Origin of the sequence: Pseudomonas sp. BF-B-26 (genome assembly GCF_019956495.1) — a bacterium.
GTDB lineage: Bacteria > Pseudomonadota > Gammaproteobacteria > Pseudomonadales > Pseudomonadaceae > Aquipseudomonas.
Window position 1 is genome coordinate 1 of sequence record NZ_JAHBDP010000103.1, and the last position, 16,935, is coordinate 16,935.

The 16,935-nt window shown below is 48.1% G+C and carries 15 protein-coding genes and 1 pseudogene; 15 read left to right on the forward strand and 1 reads right to left on the reverse strand.

The genetic code is table 11. The features are described 5' to 3' along the window. The 15 genes and pseudogenes from KGB03_RS31230 to KGB03_RS23920 form a co-directional block, all read left to right on the forward strand. Nucleotides 1–178: pseudogene (locus tag KGB03_RS31230) on the forward strand (type VI secretion system tip protein VgrG); the annotation flags it as partial. Further along, nucleotides 169–1,032, forward strand: coding sequence for a DUF4123 domain-containing protein (locus KGB03_RS23855; protein ID WP_223529407.1), 864 nt, complete (start codon nucleotides 169–171; stop codon nucleotides 1,030–1,032). The pseudogene KGB03_RS31230 and the gene KGB03_RS23855, both read left to right, overlap by 10 nt. Before the next feature lie 36 nt (nucleotides 1,033–1,068). Beyond that, entirely contained in the window at nucleotides 1,069–4,308 is a 3,240-nt protein-coding gene (locus KGB03_RS23860; protein ID WP_223529410.1) for a hypothetical protein, read from the forward strand. A 16-nt stretch (nucleotides 4,309–4,324) separates the two neighbouring features. Further along, nucleotides 4,325–5,305, forward strand: a complete 981-nt coding sequence (locus KGB03_RS23865) for a tetratricopeptide repeat protein (RefSeq protein WP_223529412.1) — start codon at nucleotides 4,325–4,327, stop codon at nucleotides 5,303–5,305. Nucleotides 5,306–5,334: 29 nt separating this feature from the next. Continuing rightward, nucleotides 5,335–6,282: a tetratricopeptide repeat protein gene (locus KGB03_RS23870; protein WP_223529475.1), complete on the forward strand. Its 948-nt coding sequence runs from the start codon at nucleotides 5,335–5,337 to the stop codon at nucleotides 6,280–6,282. A 5-nt stretch (nucleotides 6,283–6,287) separates the two neighbouring features. Then, nucleotides 6,288–7,259 (forward strand): tetratricopeptide repeat protein, encoded by a 972-nt coding sequence (locus KGB03_RS23875; RefSeq protein ID WP_223529414.1) that lies wholly within the window; start codon nucleotides 6,288–6,290, stop codon nucleotides 7,257–7,259. A gap of 5 nt (nucleotides 7,260–7,264) precedes the next feature. Beyond that, nucleotides 7,265–8,239 (forward strand): tetratricopeptide repeat protein, encoded by a 975-nt coding sequence (locus KGB03_RS23880; protein WP_223529416.1) that lies wholly within the window; start codon nucleotides 7,265–7,267, stop codon nucleotides 8,237–8,239. Between the two features lie 7 nt (nucleotides 8,240–8,246). After that, nucleotides 8,247–9,212 (forward strand): tetratricopeptide repeat protein, encoded by a 966-nt coding sequence (locus tag KGB03_RS23885; protein WP_223529418.1) that lies wholly within the window; start codon nucleotides 8,247–8,249, stop codon nucleotides 9,210–9,212. Between the two features lie 12 nt (nucleotides 9,213–9,224). Next, nucleotides 9,225–10,193, forward strand: a complete 969-nt coding sequence (locus KGB03_RS23890) for a tetratricopeptide repeat protein (RefSeq protein ID WP_223529420.1) — start codon at nucleotides 9,225–9,227, stop codon at nucleotides 10,191–10,193. A 53-nt stretch (nucleotides 10,194–10,246) separates the two neighbouring features. Continuing rightward, on the forward strand, nucleotides 10,247–11,227 hold the full coding sequence (locus KGB03_RS23895; RefSeq protein ID WP_223529422.1) for a tetratricopeptide repeat protein: 981 nt from the start codon (nucleotides 10,247–10,249) through the stop codon (nucleotides 11,225–11,227). Between the two features lie 34 nt (nucleotides 11,228–11,261). Continuing rightward, the gene (locus KGB03_RS23900; RefSeq protein WP_223529424.1) at nucleotides 11,262–12,230 is read left to right on the forward strand and encodes a tetratricopeptide repeat protein; all 969 of its coding nucleotides are present in this window, start codon (nucleotides 11,262–11,264) and stop codon (nucleotides 12,228–12,230) included. Between the two features lie 2 nt (nucleotides 12,231–12,232). After that, nucleotides 12,233–13,210: a tetratricopeptide repeat protein gene (locus tag KGB03_RS23905; protein ID WP_223529426.1), complete on the forward strand. Its 978-nt coding sequence runs from the start codon at nucleotides 12,233–12,235 to the stop codon at nucleotides 13,208–13,210. Between the two features lie 104 nt (nucleotides 13,211–13,314). Further along, nucleotides 13,315–14,247, forward strand: a complete 933-nt coding sequence (locus KGB03_RS23910) for a tetratricopeptide repeat protein (protein ID WP_223529428.1) — start codon at nucleotides 13,315–13,317, stop codon at nucleotides 14,245–14,247. A gap of 122 nt (nucleotides 14,248–14,369) precedes the next feature. Next, complete coding sequence (locus KGB03_RS23915) at nucleotides 14,370–15,335, forward strand: tetratricopeptide repeat protein (RefSeq protein ID WP_223529430.1); 966 nt, start codon at nucleotides 14,370–14,372, stop codon at nucleotides 15,333–15,335. A gap of 83 nt (nucleotides 15,336–15,418) precedes the next feature. Then, entirely contained in the window at nucleotides 15,419–16,387 is a 969-nt protein-coding gene (locus tag KGB03_RS23920) for a sel1 repeat family protein (RefSeq protein ID WP_223529477.1), read from the forward strand. A gap of 103 nt (nucleotides 16,388–16,490) precedes the next feature. On the opposite strand, the gene KGB03_RS23925 is transcribed toward KGB03_RS23920, so the two are convergent. Continuing rightward, nucleotides 16,491–16,787, reverse strand: a complete 297-nt coding sequence (locus tag KGB03_RS23925) for a hypothetical protein (RefSeq protein ID WP_223529432.1) — start codon at nucleotides 16,785–16,787, stop codon at nucleotides 16,491–16,493. Between the last annotated feature and the right edge of the window lie 148 nt (nucleotides 16,788–16,935).

Consider the following 16,935-nt stretch of genomic DNA (forward strand, 5'->3'; position numbering starts at 1 on the left):
GGGGTCGGGGACGCCTGCTGCGCCGTTGTTGCCGGGGCCGATGAAGATGGCGGATGCCGATAAGGCCGGCAAAGTCCCGATACCGCTGCCAAAACGCCTGAACGAGTCCGGCATCACGCCGTTGTGCGGCAAACAAAGCAACGGCGCCTGCAGCCGTAAGGATTGCACATGCATGTAAAAGCGTTGAACGCCCTCCTCGCCGAACCCCGCCATTCGTTCGAGCAACTGCCGAGAGAACCGTCGAGCCAGACACTGTGCTTCATCATCGACCGCACCCGCCAGCCTGAGGCCACGAGCCGCCTCTACCGCGTCGGCGAACCGATGAACTCCCAAGGCTTGTTCATCGGCACTGATTTCGCCGAGATCGCCGCTGACGGCCCCTTGTGGCTCAACGCGCCATGGGGCAGCCGCCTGGCCGCCGAAGCCGCAAAGCTTTGTGAAGAAAACTTTTCCGGCATCGCCCTGACCACTGACGACCCAGCCAAAGCACTAGCCCATGCGCGCTGGCTGTTACGCGCCAATGACGGTTCCGGCGGCCAAAGCCTGCTGAGCTATCACAAGCCAAGCCTGTGGGCCGCACTGGCCTATACCGCTGGCGAAACCTCGCACCAGCTCTTCGGTCCGTGGCATCTCGTCTACACCCCTGCGCCGACTCATTTCGGTGCTGGCAACGGTAATTGGTTGAGCTGGCGCCCGGTCTCGGAACTCGAATGGCTGCGCGACGCCTCAGCGTTCAACATCCCGGACGATGCACCAAAGGTTCAAGAGCGATTGGGCTGGGTCTACTGGGTTGATGAGCAATACGCCGCATTTGGCGAGCCGACTGACGAAGAGCTGCCCAACGTCGCGGAAAACCTTGATGTGCTGGTCAATCACAACATCTACGAAGGCCGGCATTTGCTCAAACTGGCCCACATCGCCAATGGCCCGCGGCTCGAAACACAGCCCCAGGCCATGGCCATCCTGCAATCCAGGGAAGAGTCGTTCATCAAGGTTGAACAGCTGAAGCAACTCGCTACCAGCGCCGCCTGATGAACCCGTCTGCGTAACAAATGAATGGAAGCATTTATGGAATCCAATACCAGCGCTGTACCTACTGCACCAACAGCCGAAGAAACCTGTGCGAAGCCGCCACGGGATCTCGGTGAGCAGCCCGATGCACCTGATGAAACGCCCGGCTCTCATGACAAAGTAAAAACGCCGTGTTCAACAACCTACGGCAGCGCGATTTATGACACCGAAAATGAATCGTTCTGGCTACTGCCGGAGCGCACGACTTCGGCGCTTAAAGAAGCGGCCAATGACCTGGACCAAAAAGTAAGTTCAAGCAAGTCTGCCGAGGAACGCAAAAAAGGCCTCTACAGCACAGGATTGCTTGAATACTTCCTTGAGCCCAAATTGGGCAACTTTCTCGCGGGCGAAGAGCAAGCGCGAATGCTCGAGATTGAAACGCAATACCCAAGCATCAGTGACCTGGATGCCACGTTGCTGGAGGCGCAGCAACAGAGAAAGGCTGCAACACCACCGGCTCCGGCTCCTTCGACGCCTCTAACCCGACTTGAACAGGATGACATCAAAAAGTCCGAGTGGATGGCAGCGCAACAAGACGCAACGCGGGTGCACAGTGTTCATGCTGAATGGCAAAAGTTGAAGCGCACCGCCATCGTCGCCGCTAAAGAAAAGGGTTACGCCTACGAAAGTGGAAGTCTGTACTCCCCTGAATCCATGGCAGCGCGCGAGGGCGTTCAGAAATACCTTAAAGCTCGAGAAACCTTACTCAAAGAAAAAGACCTGGCCACACTAGGCTCGGCTGAACTCGCGCCGCTGCTGGCTGAAGACAAGAAGCGACTAGACGAGGTCGCGAGTTGCGGGGCGAATAACCAACTCCCTCTTTGTACGTACGTGCGCGATCAGGAAGCACAGCGTTTAAAAAGAAAAGCGATCTATGTTGCTTACCTTGAGTCCATTACCAGCGTTGCTCAATACGGAATTGCCTTACCCGAATTCGCCCTGATTCCCGCGAGCGGTGCTTCGGTCGAAGGCGGCGTAGACCTGTTCAAACAATACCTGGAGCTTGAGAAAAAGCAGACAGAGGTCAACGAACGCCTTAGCAAAAAATATAAAGGCTGGATCGAAGCAAGCGGCCGGCAGGCCAAAGCGCCGGCCAACCTAGTTTCCCTCGAGCGCGCCGAATGGGACCGTCTGCAGGCAGATAAAGAAAAGTTACGGCTGCAAGCCGAGAAAAACATGGAAACGGCACCTGTTCGTCGGCATCTGTTGTGGGAGCCCGAGCAGTTCCAGGCCAAACCGATGGATCGGCTGGTCAAGGATGGTTTTCCGCTTCATGAAATGAGCATGCTGGATGACCTCAAGAAACCGTTGACTTACCTGAGCATGTATTCGCTTCCAAGACTTCAGGCCACCGTCAAGAACGACTGGAAAAAGGTCGGCGCCAAAGTCAAAGATTTGACCAAGCGCCCAGGTAACAGCACTGGCAAAGCCGCCACCGACAGTGAATTGAATTTGTTCGGCCAATGGCTCGAACAGGAAGGCGCTCTGCGGATCAAGGACCAGGAAAGCGACTGGTTTTCCCCCGAAGGCTGGTTCGAGATCGAAAAGTTTTACACCTTTCTGCAAACCAAGAATTACAAAGTCACTGCCCTTGATAGTGCCGGCAGCCGCAAGGAATGGGGTGTACGCCTGCAACAGGTGTTGTTCAAAGACAACGTGCGCAAGACCTTTCGCATTTTTGATATCAGCCCCCAAGCGCAACTGGTTCGCTGCCTGACGTCGTCATCCACTGAGATCATTCACGGGTCAACAAAAGTCGAAGGCCCCGCTTTTAGCCTGGCGGAAGGATTTAAAGCCTCGGCCAAAGCGTCATTCGGCGTCGACCTCGCCCGTGGTGAAGTCGAACTGTTTAAAGTCGATCTGCCTGAACGCAGCAAAGCCAAAGAAATCACGTTTACCTATCTGGACGGTAATAGCGTCCAACAAACACTCAATCTGGGCCGGTTTTCGTTGTATCTCGGCGCCAAGGCCTGGGGCTATGCCGGCGCCTCGCTGCTGCTTTCCTCCGAGATAGCGCTGGACGTCGGCAACGCGGGATTCCATTTGGCTCCGCCAGAACCCGTGGTACGGACCGGAGACAAACGCGATTTCGTCCACACCGAAACCAGCGATCAAATCAAGGGAGTCAATACAAACCTGCAAGTGCAGAATGGAGGCAAAGCCGCCTTCAATTTATTCGCCGGTTTGCAATCGGGAATCATGGTGACCGGCGCCTTGAACTGGGCCCCGCCTTCCGAAGTCGCCCTGCTGCAAAGGGCCCCTACATCAGGGTCCAAAGACTCAATGAAGACCAACGAGTGGTTCAGCCTCGCTCGTTTGACCGCAGAACTCAATGTGGCCGCAGGTTTGGGGGCAAAGGGCGAAGCGAGTATTTCGTTGCATGACGGCCGGTTGATTTTGGTACTGAAGGCTTCGTTGGTAGCCGGCCCCGGTGTGGGTGGGGCTTTCAAGTTTGAAGTGGGTTACGACGCAGTGACAGAGTTGATCAACTTGTTCCGCCGCGAGCTTTATAAAAACAATCAAAATCCTTTCTTTTCCATCGATAAAAATACAAACGATTACATGTCCAAGCTAAATGCCTTGGCCATTTGCGGCTTTGATATCCCTATGGTCTATATCATGGGAGTGGATGCAGTCATGGCCCTTTATGAGAGTTTGACCGCTACCGGCAAGGGAGGGCCGATTGCAGATACTATTATTTATTATGCGAACCAAGCAGAATTGGAGGAATGGTGCGTTAACGCGATTCCGGGTGCTTTGGGCCCGCTATTAATGACTTTAATTAGCCCTGCAGACGAATTCAGTATTAGCAGCACCAATTCATCGGGCGATACAGCGAAAGCAGAACGCAAATACGACAAAAGCCAAGCGCACTTGATACAACAAAAAGCTATTGAGCGTATTCTTAGATGGATATTAGATAACGCAAAAAAACAGAATACCGTCGATAAAGCCCAGAGCCAGTTTGAGGAGATCTGCATGCGCATGAATCGCTTTGGATTAAAACCAGCGAATGAAAGGCAATTTTATTGCGAAAATCGGCTGGCGCTTGATAACTTTATGTCAGACGCTGTTCTAAGACTTGCCAATCCAAGAAACGATCAAATGCGTGCTCGATATACTCAACATGTGAAATTATTAGGCTCGAATAGTGATAATTACTGCCAGCGCAGTCAATTTTATGGCCGAACATATATACCCGCTGGCAAAGCCAAGTACATTGCTCCAGACCAGTAGAAACTGAGGACAACACATGCGCCAAAAATTCACACTCGCTACTGCAGTTTTTTCGCTGCTTTTTTCTTGCCAATTGTTTGCAAAACCTACAGCTGAATTGAATGCAGCCAAGCAAACGGGAATAGTTCTTTACAATCAGTACAAGATGGCGCCTGCAATACAGTATTTGACGATAGCCGCAACAGGTGGGGATGCGGAATCCCAGTACTATTTAGCTGAATCAATTAGAAATACAAAACGCTACATGACCGAGGACGCTCAAAAGTGGTACGAGGAATCAGCAAACCAAAATAACGTTTATGCGATGATACAGCTCGGACGAAGTGATGATAATCTCTGCGTCAACATGGGCAACTGTCCTGAAAGTACAAAAACACCGGCGCAATGGTTGAAAGGCGCGCTAGATTTGACGAAACCTGTTGCTGAAAGTGGTGATCCCGAAGCGATGTACTTAATGTACGAACTAACGCTTAAGGATGAATGGCTGGAGAAATCTGCAAATTCTGGATATGCATTAGCTCAATACTGGATGGCAATTGGAACCAGGCAAGGAGACGGTTTCTTCTTGCCGTGGAAGCGGCATGAGGCAATTGGAAATTGGCTGAAACTATCTGCAGAAGGAGGATACCCCCCTGCAATGATGGAATACGCTGCGTTTATTTATGAAGACCAAGGTGATTTAACAGTCGCTCGCCATTGGATTGTCGAAGCAGCTAATAAAGGGTACGAGTCAGGCGTTAGCAGTTACGGCGCATACTCAGCCCATTCACCATCGCTTTACGACTTCCCATTAGATAGGGTTAAAGGTTATGCGTTGACCTCGCTACTATCTGAACTTGACGGTGGCGGAGATGTACAGGTTTACGTAAATGAAACCCTTCCGGAAATTGCCGAAAAAATGACACCGGATGAAATTTCAGAAGCTAACGATTTTGCAAAGAACTGGAAGGCCACTCATCCCCCCCTGTCGTTTTTCCCGGAAAAATTGAGCCGTTAACGTTGATAAAGAAAAGTCTATTTACCGCTATGTTGATTATTGCGTTTGCAAATCCAGCATCCGCCGAACTTTCCTCGGAACAGCTATCAGCAAAAACACAAGGGATTACTTTCTACAACCAATACAAAGCTGTTTCTGCCACCCCCTTCCTGACCATTGCTGCGGAAGCCGGCGATCACGAAGCACAATATTATTTGGGTGAATCGCTCAGGAGGAAAAATCATTATATGAATCCTGAAGCACGAAAATGGTATGAGGCCTCTGCCGCACAGGGGGATCTTTACGCCATGATTCAGCTTGGGCGTAGCGAAAAAGATCTATGTACGTTTTCAAATGATTGCCCTCCTGATCAAAAAAAGCCCATTGAGTGGTTGAATCAAGCTAAAAATATAGCCATGCCCAAAGCAATTCAGGGTGATGCGGAGGCTATGTATATATTGTACGAGTTAACTTTAGACGACGCCTGGCTTGAAAAGGCTGCCATGGCAGGTAACGCACTTGCTCAATACTGGATGGGAGTAGGTTACCAACAAGGTGAAGGTTTTTTCCTGCCATGGAAACGTGGAGAGGCCGTGGCAAAATGGTTTAAAGCTTCCGCCGAAGGTGGTTATCCAAAGGCAATGATGGAATACGCCGCAATACTATTTGAAAGTGGGGATATTGAAGGTTTCCGGCATTGGATTGAACAAGCAGCGTTGGTCGGTTACGCGGATACGGTTTATGGATACGGATCTGATATCGCGCATGAACCCGACACCTATGGATTCCCGCTCGATATCATAAAGGGCTATGCACTTGTATATTTACTCTCAGAGCTTGATGGTGGCGGCGGAATGCAAGTCAATGTCGAATACAAACTTCCTCTAATCGCTGCCAAAATGACACCTGAACAGATAATAGAAGCTAAAGAGTTCGCAAAAAAATGGAAGTCCACCCATCCACCCCTATCATTTTTTCCTGACAAATTGAGTCGCTAACTTCAATGAGCACCCACTTAGTATGCGCGTTATTAATTACTGCCATTTCAAGTGGTGCATTCGCGCAAACATCCTTGGAACAACAAGCAGAAAAAGAACAAGGATTGATTCTCTACAATCAAAACAAAGCTGTTTCTGCTGCCCCCTTCCTTACAGTCGCCGCTCAGGCCGGGGATCACGAGGCACAATATTTTCTGGGGGAATGTCTCAGAAAGAAAAATCACTACATGAATCTTGAAGCGCGCAAGTGGTACGAGGCATCTGCTGCTCAAGGTGATTTGTATGCAATGATTCAGCTTGGACGCAGCGAGAATCTATGCGAACTCTCGCAGGACTGCCCTACTCGCAAAAAAACGCCCATTGAATGGCTAAATGAAGCGCAGCGTTTGGCCAAGCCGAAAGCCGAGCAAGGCGACGCTGAAGCCATGTTCATAATGTATCAACTAACAATTGATCAAGACTGGTTAGAGAAGTCCGCAAATGCCGGCAACGCCATTGCACAGTATTGGATGGCAATTGGTGAACAAGAAGGGAGTGGGGTTTTTCTACTGCCTTGGAAGCGCTCAGAATCTATTGCCAAGTGGCTAAAAGCTTCTTCTGAAGGAGGTTACCCTAAAGCAATGATGGCTTACGTTGCGGCCCTGTACAAAGAAGGTGACATGGCAGGGGTACGTCATTGGCTGGAAGAAGCGGCAAAAACTGGAGAGCAGAATGCTGTAAGTACCTATGGCGCCTATTTGACTCACACTCCTGACAGGGTCGGCTACCCTTTAGACCTGGTGAAAGGTTACGGACTGGTGTCCCTTTTGAAGGAACTTGATGGCGGAGGCAGCGCTCAGGTTTACCTTGAAGAAAAACTACCTGAAATAGCGGCAAAAATGACGCCAGAACAAATAAAAGAAGCTAACGAATTTGCAAAAAACTGGAAAGCAACTCATCCACCCCTGTCGTTTTTCCCCGAAAAACTGAGCCGTTAATATTGATGAAGAGAAGTCTATTTACCGCCATATTGATTATTGCGTTTGCAAATCCAGCATCCGCCGAACTTTCCTCGGAGCAGCAATCAGCAAAAGTGCGGGGAATAATTCTCTACAATCAATACAAGGCTGTTTCTGCTACCCCCTTCCTGACCATTGCTGCGGAAGCCGGCGATCACGAAGCACAGTATTATCTGGGCGAAGCAATACGAAAAAACAAACGATATATCGACACAGCGGCCAAAGATGCCTACGAGGCTTCCGCTAATCAAGGCAATATTTATTCAATGATTAGACTAGGCCAGATGGAGAGTGATCTCTGTGCAACCAGGAATAACTGCCCAAAAAGTCAAAAACCCCCTAGGGAATGGCTGGCAAGCGCAAAATCATTGGCCGCCAAGGAAGCCGTACAAGGCAATGCCGAATCAATGTATTTAATGTACGAGATTACTGGCGATAAAAAATGGCTGGAGCAATCAGCGGAAAATGGCTTCGCACTATCACAATATTTATTGGCAACTGACTATCGTGAAGGAGGAGGTTTTTTTCTATTGCCTTCAAGTCGAGCAGATGCAGTTGAACGCTGGATGAAAGCCTCTGCGGAAGGTGGATATCCTAGGGGAATGAGTGGACTGGCAGCGGCCTTGCTAGAAAAAAAGGACCCTGACGGCGCTAGAAACTGGACCGAACGAGCTGCAGCTACAGGGTTTGTGGAGGCCATTTTTAACTACGGCTACTATTTATCTGGAAAAAACACCGACTTCGAATTTCCAGTAGACCTTTTGAAATCGTATGCACTTCTTTCGCTCTTCCTTGAACTTGATGGCGGCGGCGGTGCTAAGGAAGATGCAGAATACGTTATATCCAAAATCAAAGATAAAATGAATAAAGCTCAATTGGATGAGGCAGATAGATTTGCTGCCAACTGGAAAAAAACTCATCCAGCCCTTTCGTTTTTCCCTTTCAAGCTAAGCCGCTAAACAACCCATGAAACAAAAATTAGTAATCGCTATTATCTGGATTTTCTCAGTGGCTGCACATGCGCATGTTTCCGCAGATTCGCAGCTTGCAAAAAAACAAGGCTTGGTGCTTTACAATCAGCTCAAAGCCATTTCTGCAGTACCCTATCTGAAAGCAGCAGCTGAAAGTGGCGATCATGAAGCCCAATACTATCTAGGCGAAGCTTTACGCAAAAACAACAAATATATAACTCCAGAAGCCCAGAGCGCGTATGAAGCGTCGGCTTCCCAAGGAAATGTATATGCAATGATAAGATTGTCTCAGCGCAATAACGATCTCTGCGTTGAGATGAACAACTGCTCAGGTGAAAAAAAATCGCCAAACGAGTGGTCCAAAAGTGCCTTAGAGGCTGCTACGAAAGAAGCTGAAAAAGGTGACGCCGAGGCTATGTATTTGATGTACCGGATAACCGGAGACGACAAATGGTTTGAAAAATCCGCAGACGGAGGTTTTGCGCTAGCGCAGTACTATCTAGCGGCGGAATATCGTGAAGGTAAAGGTTTCTTCCTGACACCTTCAAAACGCGCGGATACGGTCGAACGTTGGATGAAGGCATCTGCGGAGGGTGGCAACCCTCAAGGTATGTTGGCGTATGCTGCGATTCAGGGTCGAAAAAAGGACTGGGAGCAATTCAGGTCGTGGAATGAAAAAGCTGCAATGACTGGATATGTCAGCGCTGTATATGGTTATGGCTCTTACTTAGCAGGACAATCGCCGGAATACGGCTTTAAGGAGGATCTAGTAACTGCCTATGCATCCATTTCCTGGGTGCTTGAACTAGACGGTGGGGGCGGCATGCGAGAATTTGCACAAGATGAACTTCCTGAAATCGCGGCAAAAATGACTGGGGAACAGATCGAAAAATCAAAAAAAACCCTGACGGAATGGAAAGCAACCCGCCCACCACTATCCTTCTTCCCTGACAAGCTATGAACTATTAACACTATGAAAGCGTATTTTTTCGTAGCCCTCTTCGCGATCGGTATGTCCTCAGAGGTTAGCGCACAATCTACTTCGGACCTGAAGTCCGCTAAAGCACAAGGCATCACACTTTATAATCAGTTCAAAACAAGTTCAGCAGTGCCATTCCTTGAATTAGCGGCACAATCAGGTGATCACGAAGCCCAGTATTATCTTGGCGAAGCGCTTCGTAAAGTCAAACGGCATTTTACACCTGAGGCACAGAGCGCTTATGAAGCATCTGCACTTCAAGGCGATATATATTCAATGATTAGACTCTCTGAAAACAAGAACGATCTTTGTGTTGTTATGAAGAACTGTCCCAAAGGTCGAATAGAACCAACTGAATGGCGAAAAATGGCATTAGATGCTGCTAAAAAAGAAGCGGCCAAAGGAGATGCAGAAGCCATGTATCTGTTGTTTCGCCTAACTGGAGACGACAAGTGGCTTGAGCAATCAGCGGAGAGTGGATATGCCTTCGCACAGTATTACCTGGCAACCGGGTACCGTGATGGAAAAGGGTTTTTCCTGCTTCCATCAAAGAGAGCAGAAGTAGTTGAACGCTTAATGAAAGCATCTGCTGAAGGTGGCTATCCTTTAGGCATGATGGGGTATGTAGAAGTTCTTGCGTACAAAAAAGATTTTGAAACGCTCAGATTCTGGAATGAAAAGGCTGCGAAAGCTGGATATGCAAGTGCTGTATTCGGATATGGTTCTTTTTTATCTAAGAACCCATCAGAACTCGGATTTCCTTATGACCCAGTAAAATCATACGCTTTAATTTACACGCTACTTGAGCTTGACGGTGGTGGCGGCTTGCAAGATTACGCTAACGACATGCTCCCTGAAATCGCAGCAAAACTAACGCCTGAACAAATCGAACAAGCAAAGCAGATGTCGAAAGAATGGAAAGCAACACACCCGCCGCTATCATATTTCCCAGATAAATTATGAAGCAGCGATCAGTTCTCCGCCTTCGCCCCCCTTCCTGACAGTATGAGCAGCAAATGCAAGCGAAAAGATTCTTCATGTTCGGACTTCTAGCTCTGACTTTTTCAGCAACTGTGGAAGCCCGACTTACACCACAACAAGACGAAGCCAAGACACAAGGCTTAATACTTTACAATCAATATAAAGCTATTTCTGCTACTCCTTTTCTAGCCGTTGCTGCTGAGGCGGGAGATCACGAAGCGCAATATTATTTGGCTGAGTCACTCAGAAAGAAAAGCCGCTACATGGATGCTGAAGCACAGAAGTGGTATGAGGCTTCGGCAGCGCATGGTGATATTTACGCAATGATTCGGCTAGGTCGCAGTAACAGCGACCTCTGCCAACAATTTAAAAACTGCCCCGCAGGACAAAAGACACCCGCCGAATGGTTGGTACAAGCTGACAAAGCTGCTTTGCTCGACGCGGAAAAAGGCGACCCTGAGTCCATGTATCTGATGTATGAGATCTCTCTGGATCGGGCTTGGTTAGAAAAGTCCGCTAACGCCGGTTATTCGATAGCGCAGTACTGGATGGCTGTCGGAGAGCGCCAGGGAGAAGGTTTCTTTCTTCTCCCTGGAAAACGCCAGGAATCTGTTCGCAACTGGTTGAAACGCGCCTCAGAAGGTGGGTATCCAGTGGCCATGATGGATTATCTGCAAATTTTGTTCGAAGAGGGTGACATGGAAGGTATTCGTCACTGGTTGCAGGTCGCAGCAGAGACCGGTGAGCAGCGGGCCGTGAGCAATTATGGCGCTTACATCGCACACATGCCCGACAAGGTCGGCTACCCCTTGGATCTGGTGAAAGGTTATGCCCTTTTTTCCTTGTTGAAAGAACTAGATGGTGGCGGCAACATTCAGGATTACGTCCAGCAAAAGCATAAAGAAATTGCCGAGAAAATGACGGCTGAACAGATCGAAAATTCAGAGAAGGTGGCGCAAGAGTGGAAAGTATCACATCCTCCCCTATCGTTTTTTCCTGACAAGTTGAGCCGTTAACTTTGAGAAAAATGTTTCTTGCATTCGGTCTGTTATGAAAAAACTCATTATCGGTGCATTATTCGCTTTGGCTTTATCAGGCAACGCAAACGCACACCTTACTCCAGATGAGCAAGCTGCTAAATCGCGAGGAATCTTGCTATTCAATCAATATAAAAATGCGCAATTTGAGTTACGTATTGCAGCTGAAGCTGGAGATGCAGAAGCACAGTTTTATCTAGCCGAAAGACTACGCAAAGAAAAGCAGTTTATGACCGCCGAAGCTCAAAAGTGGTACGAAGAATCAGCAAACCAAAATAACATTTATGCGATGATACAGCTCGGGCGAAGTGGTGATAATTTCTGCATCAACATGGGCAACTGCCCTAAAAGCACAAAAACACCGGCGCAATGGTTGAAAGGCGCGCTAGATTTGACTAAACCTGTTGCTGAAAGTGGTGATCCCGAAGCGATGTACTTAATGTATGAACTAACGCTTAAGGATGAATGGCTGGAGAAATCTGCAAATTCTGGATATGCATTAGCTCAATACTGGATGGCAATTGGAACCAGGCAAGGAGACGATTTCTTCTTGCCGTGGAAGCGGCATGAAGCAGTTGGAAATTGGCTGAAACTATCTGCAGAAGGAGGATACCCCCCTGCAATGATGGAATACGCTGCGTTTATTTATGAAGACCAAGGTGATTTAACAGTCGCTCGCCATTGGATTGTCGAAGCAGCTAATAAAGGGTACAAGTCAGGCGTTAGCAGTTACGGCGCATATTCAGCCCATTCACCATCGCTTTACGACTTCCCATTAGATAGGGTTAAAGGCTATGCGTTGACCTCGCTACTATCTGAACTTGACGGTGGCGGAGACGTACAGGTTTACGTAAATGAAACCCTTCTGGAAATTGCCGAAAAGATGACACCGGATGAAATTTCAGAAGCTAACGATTTTGCAAAGAACTGGAAAGCGACTCATCCACCCCTGTCGTTTTTTCCGGAAAAGTTGAGCCGTTAACATTGATTAAGAAAATTCTATTTACCGCACTGTTGATTATTGCGTTTGCAAACCCAGCATCCGCCGAACTTTCCTCGGAACAGCAAGCAGCAAAAGTACAAGGAATAATTCTCTACAATCAGTACAAAGCTGTTTCTGCCACCCCCTTCCTGACCATTGCCTCAGAAGCCGGTGATCACGAAGCCCAGTATTATCTGGGAGAATTGCTCAGGAGAAAAAACAACTACATGACCCCTGAAGCGCGAAAGTGGTACGAAGCTTCTGCTGCTCAAGGCGACTACTACTCAATGTTTCAGCTCGCCACAGCTGGAGGGGACCTTTGCGCGGTAGCAAATAAATGTCCTTCTGGAATTAAAAGTGCTGGCGATTGGTTAGAGTTACTAATAAAAACGGCGGAGCCTCGGGCGATGAAGGGGGATGCCGAAGCAATGGCCATCATGTATAACGCGAAGTCTGATCTAACATGGCTAGAAAAATCGGCAGAAGCAGGCTACGCCCCGGCACAATGGCTGTTAGCCAATCGTTATTCGGAGGGAGAAGGTAGTTTTTTACTACCGTGGAATCGTAAATCCGCGGAAGAGAAGTGGTTGAAAGCATCTTCAGAAGGTGGATACCCAAAGGCCATGATCGAATACATTTCTATTTTGTATCAGCGTGGTGATATGGAAGGCGTTCGTCATTGGCTTGAGATCGCTGCAAAAACTGGTTACCAAGACGCTGTAAGTAGCTACGGCGCTTATCTTTCTCATACCCCTGATAAAGTCGGATACCCTATCGACCTCATAAAAGGCTATGCGCTGGTATCGTTACTGAAAGAGCTAGACGGAGGTGGGAACGTCCAAGTTTATGTCGAAGGAAAACTTCCTCTTATTTCGGAAAAGATGACACCCGAACAAATCACCGAAGCCAATCATTTTGCTAAAGAGTGGAAAGCCACACACCCACCACTTTCCTTCTATCCTGAAAAATTAGGCCTGTAACTTTGATTTCTAGAATCTATCCACAGACGCATCAAGGGATACAACCGCATCTATGGGCACACTCTATAAAAACCAGAGTCGCACTAACAATTTTCATTCTATTTATGATGAGCTGCCACGCCCGAGCAGATCTTACCCCTCAGCAGCAACAGAACAAAATTCAGGGCTTGGTCCTTTACAATCAATACAAAATTGCTACTTCTGAGCTCACGATCGCAGCAGAAGCGGGAGACAGAGAAGCCCAATTTTATTTAGCAGAAGAGTTACGTCAACAGAAGCAATACATTACCGCAGACGCCCAAAAATGGTACGAAGCGGCGGCGGCGCAAGGTGACTACTACGCAATGTTTAAACTTGCGACATCAAAAAGTGACTTGTGTAACACAATGAACAATTGCACTAAAGGCACGAAGAACCCAGGTGAATGGCTCGAGCATCTATGGAAAATCGCTGAGCCTAAAGCGGATAGCGGCGACGGCGAAGCGATGTACATCATGTATCTCGCTACAACCAAATTGGACTGGCTTGAAAAATCAGCCGTAGCTGGCTATGCACAGGGTCAATGGCTACTGGCAAATCGATACAAAGAAGGAGAAAGCTTTTTTTTACCCTGGAAACGTCAAGAAGTTATTGGGCAATGGTTGAAAGCCTCCGCAGAAGGTGGTTTTCCAAAAGCAATGCTTGAGTTTTCAGCATACCTTTATGAGAACGGAGGTGATCTCAGCATTGCACGTCATTGGATTGAAGAAGCAGCAAAATCGGGGTATGAAACAGGTGTGAGTAGCTATGGTGCTTACTTGGCACACGCGCCATCGCTTTACGATTTCCCGCTCGACTTGGTTAAAGGGTACGCGTTGACATCCCTACTCACCGAGCTCGATGGAGTAGGAAACATCAAACCCTATGTGGACGAAGTTCTACCCGAAATAGCTGCAAAAATGTCCCCTGGACAAATCGACGAAGCTAAGATATTTGCTAAGAAGTGGAAAGACTCTCATCCCCCACTTTCATTTTATCCAGACAAACTTGGATACTGAGAGACCAGTTACTTGACGACTGAGCTCAGTCTTGGGCCGGCTTCTTCTGAAGTAATTATTTTGGCAGATATGTCGCCGAGTTTATCGCCGGCGCTTATAAAAAAAACGAGTCGCATGTACCTATGAAAAATCTCCGAATAATCGCTCTGTTCCTACTATTTTTTTCAGGCGCTTCATGCGCAGGCCTCACCGTTGTTGAACAAGCAGCGAAAACTCGGGGATTGATGCTGTTCAATCAATATAAAGATGCCCAATCCGAATTGCGGATTGCAGCAGAAGGCGGAGATGCAGAGGCTCAATTCTATTTGGCCGAAGAACTGCGTAAAGAAAAGCAACATATTACTATCGATGCCTATAAATGGTATGAGGCTGCCGCCGAACAAGGTGATTTTTACGCAATGATCCGACTTGGCAGGAGTAACAGCGATCTATGCAGGACCATGAACAACTGCCCAAGTGGAAAAAAGAAGCCCGACGAATGGTTGGCAGAAGCGACAACGATCGCAAAAGAAAAAGCAGATCAAGGTGACGCTGAATCACTATATATAATGTATGAATTAACAGCCGACCGGAAATTGTTAGAAAAATCTGCTAATGCTGGAAGTCCCGTCGCGCAATATCGGATGGCTATCGGTGATCGTCAAGGGGAAGGTTTTTTGCTTCCTTGGAAGCGCCAGCAATCGGTTGAGACTTGGTTTTTAGCCTCCGCAAAAGGCGGAAACCCTAAAGCAATGATGCAGCTCTTTGGAATATACCGAGAAAGAGGAGATCTAGAACAGGCCCGATATTGGGTAGAGCAAGCGGCTTCGACAGGATATGAATCCGGCGTTTATAACTATGGTTATTTTTTGGCTGTCGAGCCTAATACATTAGATTTTACGATGGATAAAACTAAAGGCTACGCATTAATTTCGCTATTGAAAGAACTCAATGGCGGAGGAACTGCTCAGGTTGATGTCGAAGAAACGCTACCGCAAATAGCAAAAGACATGACCCCCAAAGAAGTTGAACATGCAACGCAGCTTGCTAAAAAATGGAAAAACGAGCACCCCCCGCTGTCTTTTTATCCTGAAAAAATCAATTTCTAATATCAACCTCCACTCATAGGAGTTTCAGCGTGTTTAATCTCGCCCTTGGAAGGAGGCTAGACAGCTTGTCTCTGCGATGCGAAATGAAAAAACTCATTATTGGTGCGTTACTTATTTCAGCTTTATCAGGTAACGCAAACGCACACCTTACTCCAGATGAGCAAACTGCCAAAACTCGTGGATTGATGCTGTTTAATCAATACAAGTCTTCCGAGCCGGAACTGCGCATCGCTGCTGAAGCAGGCGATGCTGAGTCGCAGTTTTATCTAGCTGAAGAGCTTCGTCAAAGAAGCCGATACATGACACCTGAAGCGACAAAGTGGCTCGAAGCTGCGAGTGACCAAGGCAATCTCTACGCAATGCTCAGACTTGCTCGATCAGCGAGTGACCTGTGTGCAAGGATGAACAACTGTCCCTCAGGCAAAAAGATGCCTGCTGACTGGCTGAAACAAGCTAGAGAACTAGCTTCATCGAGAGCAAGCCAAGGTGACGCAGAGGCAGCATACGTGATGTATCTCGCGACCGCTGAACTTGAATGGCTTGAAAAGGCTGCCGAGTCTGGCTACGCACTTGGTCAGTGGTTATTGGCCACTCGATACAAGGAGGGTGAAGGTTCGTTTCTCCTCCCTTGGAAACGCGCTGAGTCCGTTGAACACTGGGCAAAGGCGTCTGCCGCAGGTGGAAATCCCAAGGGAATGATGGAATACGCCGCAATCCTTTTCGAAAAAGGTGACGTAGAAGGATTTCGTCATTGGAATGAACAAGCCACGCTACTTGGTTACGCCACAACTGTATACGGATATGGGTCGGATCTTGCCCATGAGCCTGATACGTATGGTTTTCCCTACGATGTAATAAAAGGATACGCGCTGATTTATCTTCTAAAAGAGTTGGACGGCGGAGGCGGCATGGACGCGAACGTTAACGACAAACTACCCAAAATAGCTGCAAAAATGACATCTGAACAAATTGACGAAGCAAAGAAGTTTGCAAAACACTGGAAGGATACGCATCCCCCACTTTCATTTTATCCTGACAAACTTGGATACTGATTTTTCTATCAATTTTCGGCCAATGATAAAAGTCTCTCGGTAACTCAATCCTCCCAGACAAGCCAGCTCCTCAGTAACCTGGCTTGTTCGTTGAGATATAGCGTCAGACCGGCGCCTTCCACCCCATCATCTGCTGCTGCGCAACCAGCAGCAAATCGGACCCATCCTGCGTCAGCAGATAAAGCGCGTGAGTAATGTGTGGAATATCTTGAACATCACCGTTCTTGAAGCATTGGCAATGGAGCGTTTCAAGTAACTGGCTGGCGGCTCGGACACGCTGTAAAGCGGCTTCGAGTATGTCTTGGGGATTGGCCTCGGTGTCGATGACCATTGGGCTTGTCTCGGTAACGCTGCTTTTGATTGAGCGATAGCGATCGGGGAATGCATTTAGCGTTGGCATAGTAATTACTCGAGCATTAATTAGTAATCGCCAGCACCGTGACCAAACGATGGAGGCGGCTGTGTACAGGCTTGGTCAACCGCTAACACTCAAAACGGCTCGCCCGAAAGCGTCCTGCACACAGCCACCATTGCAACGCACTACGAGA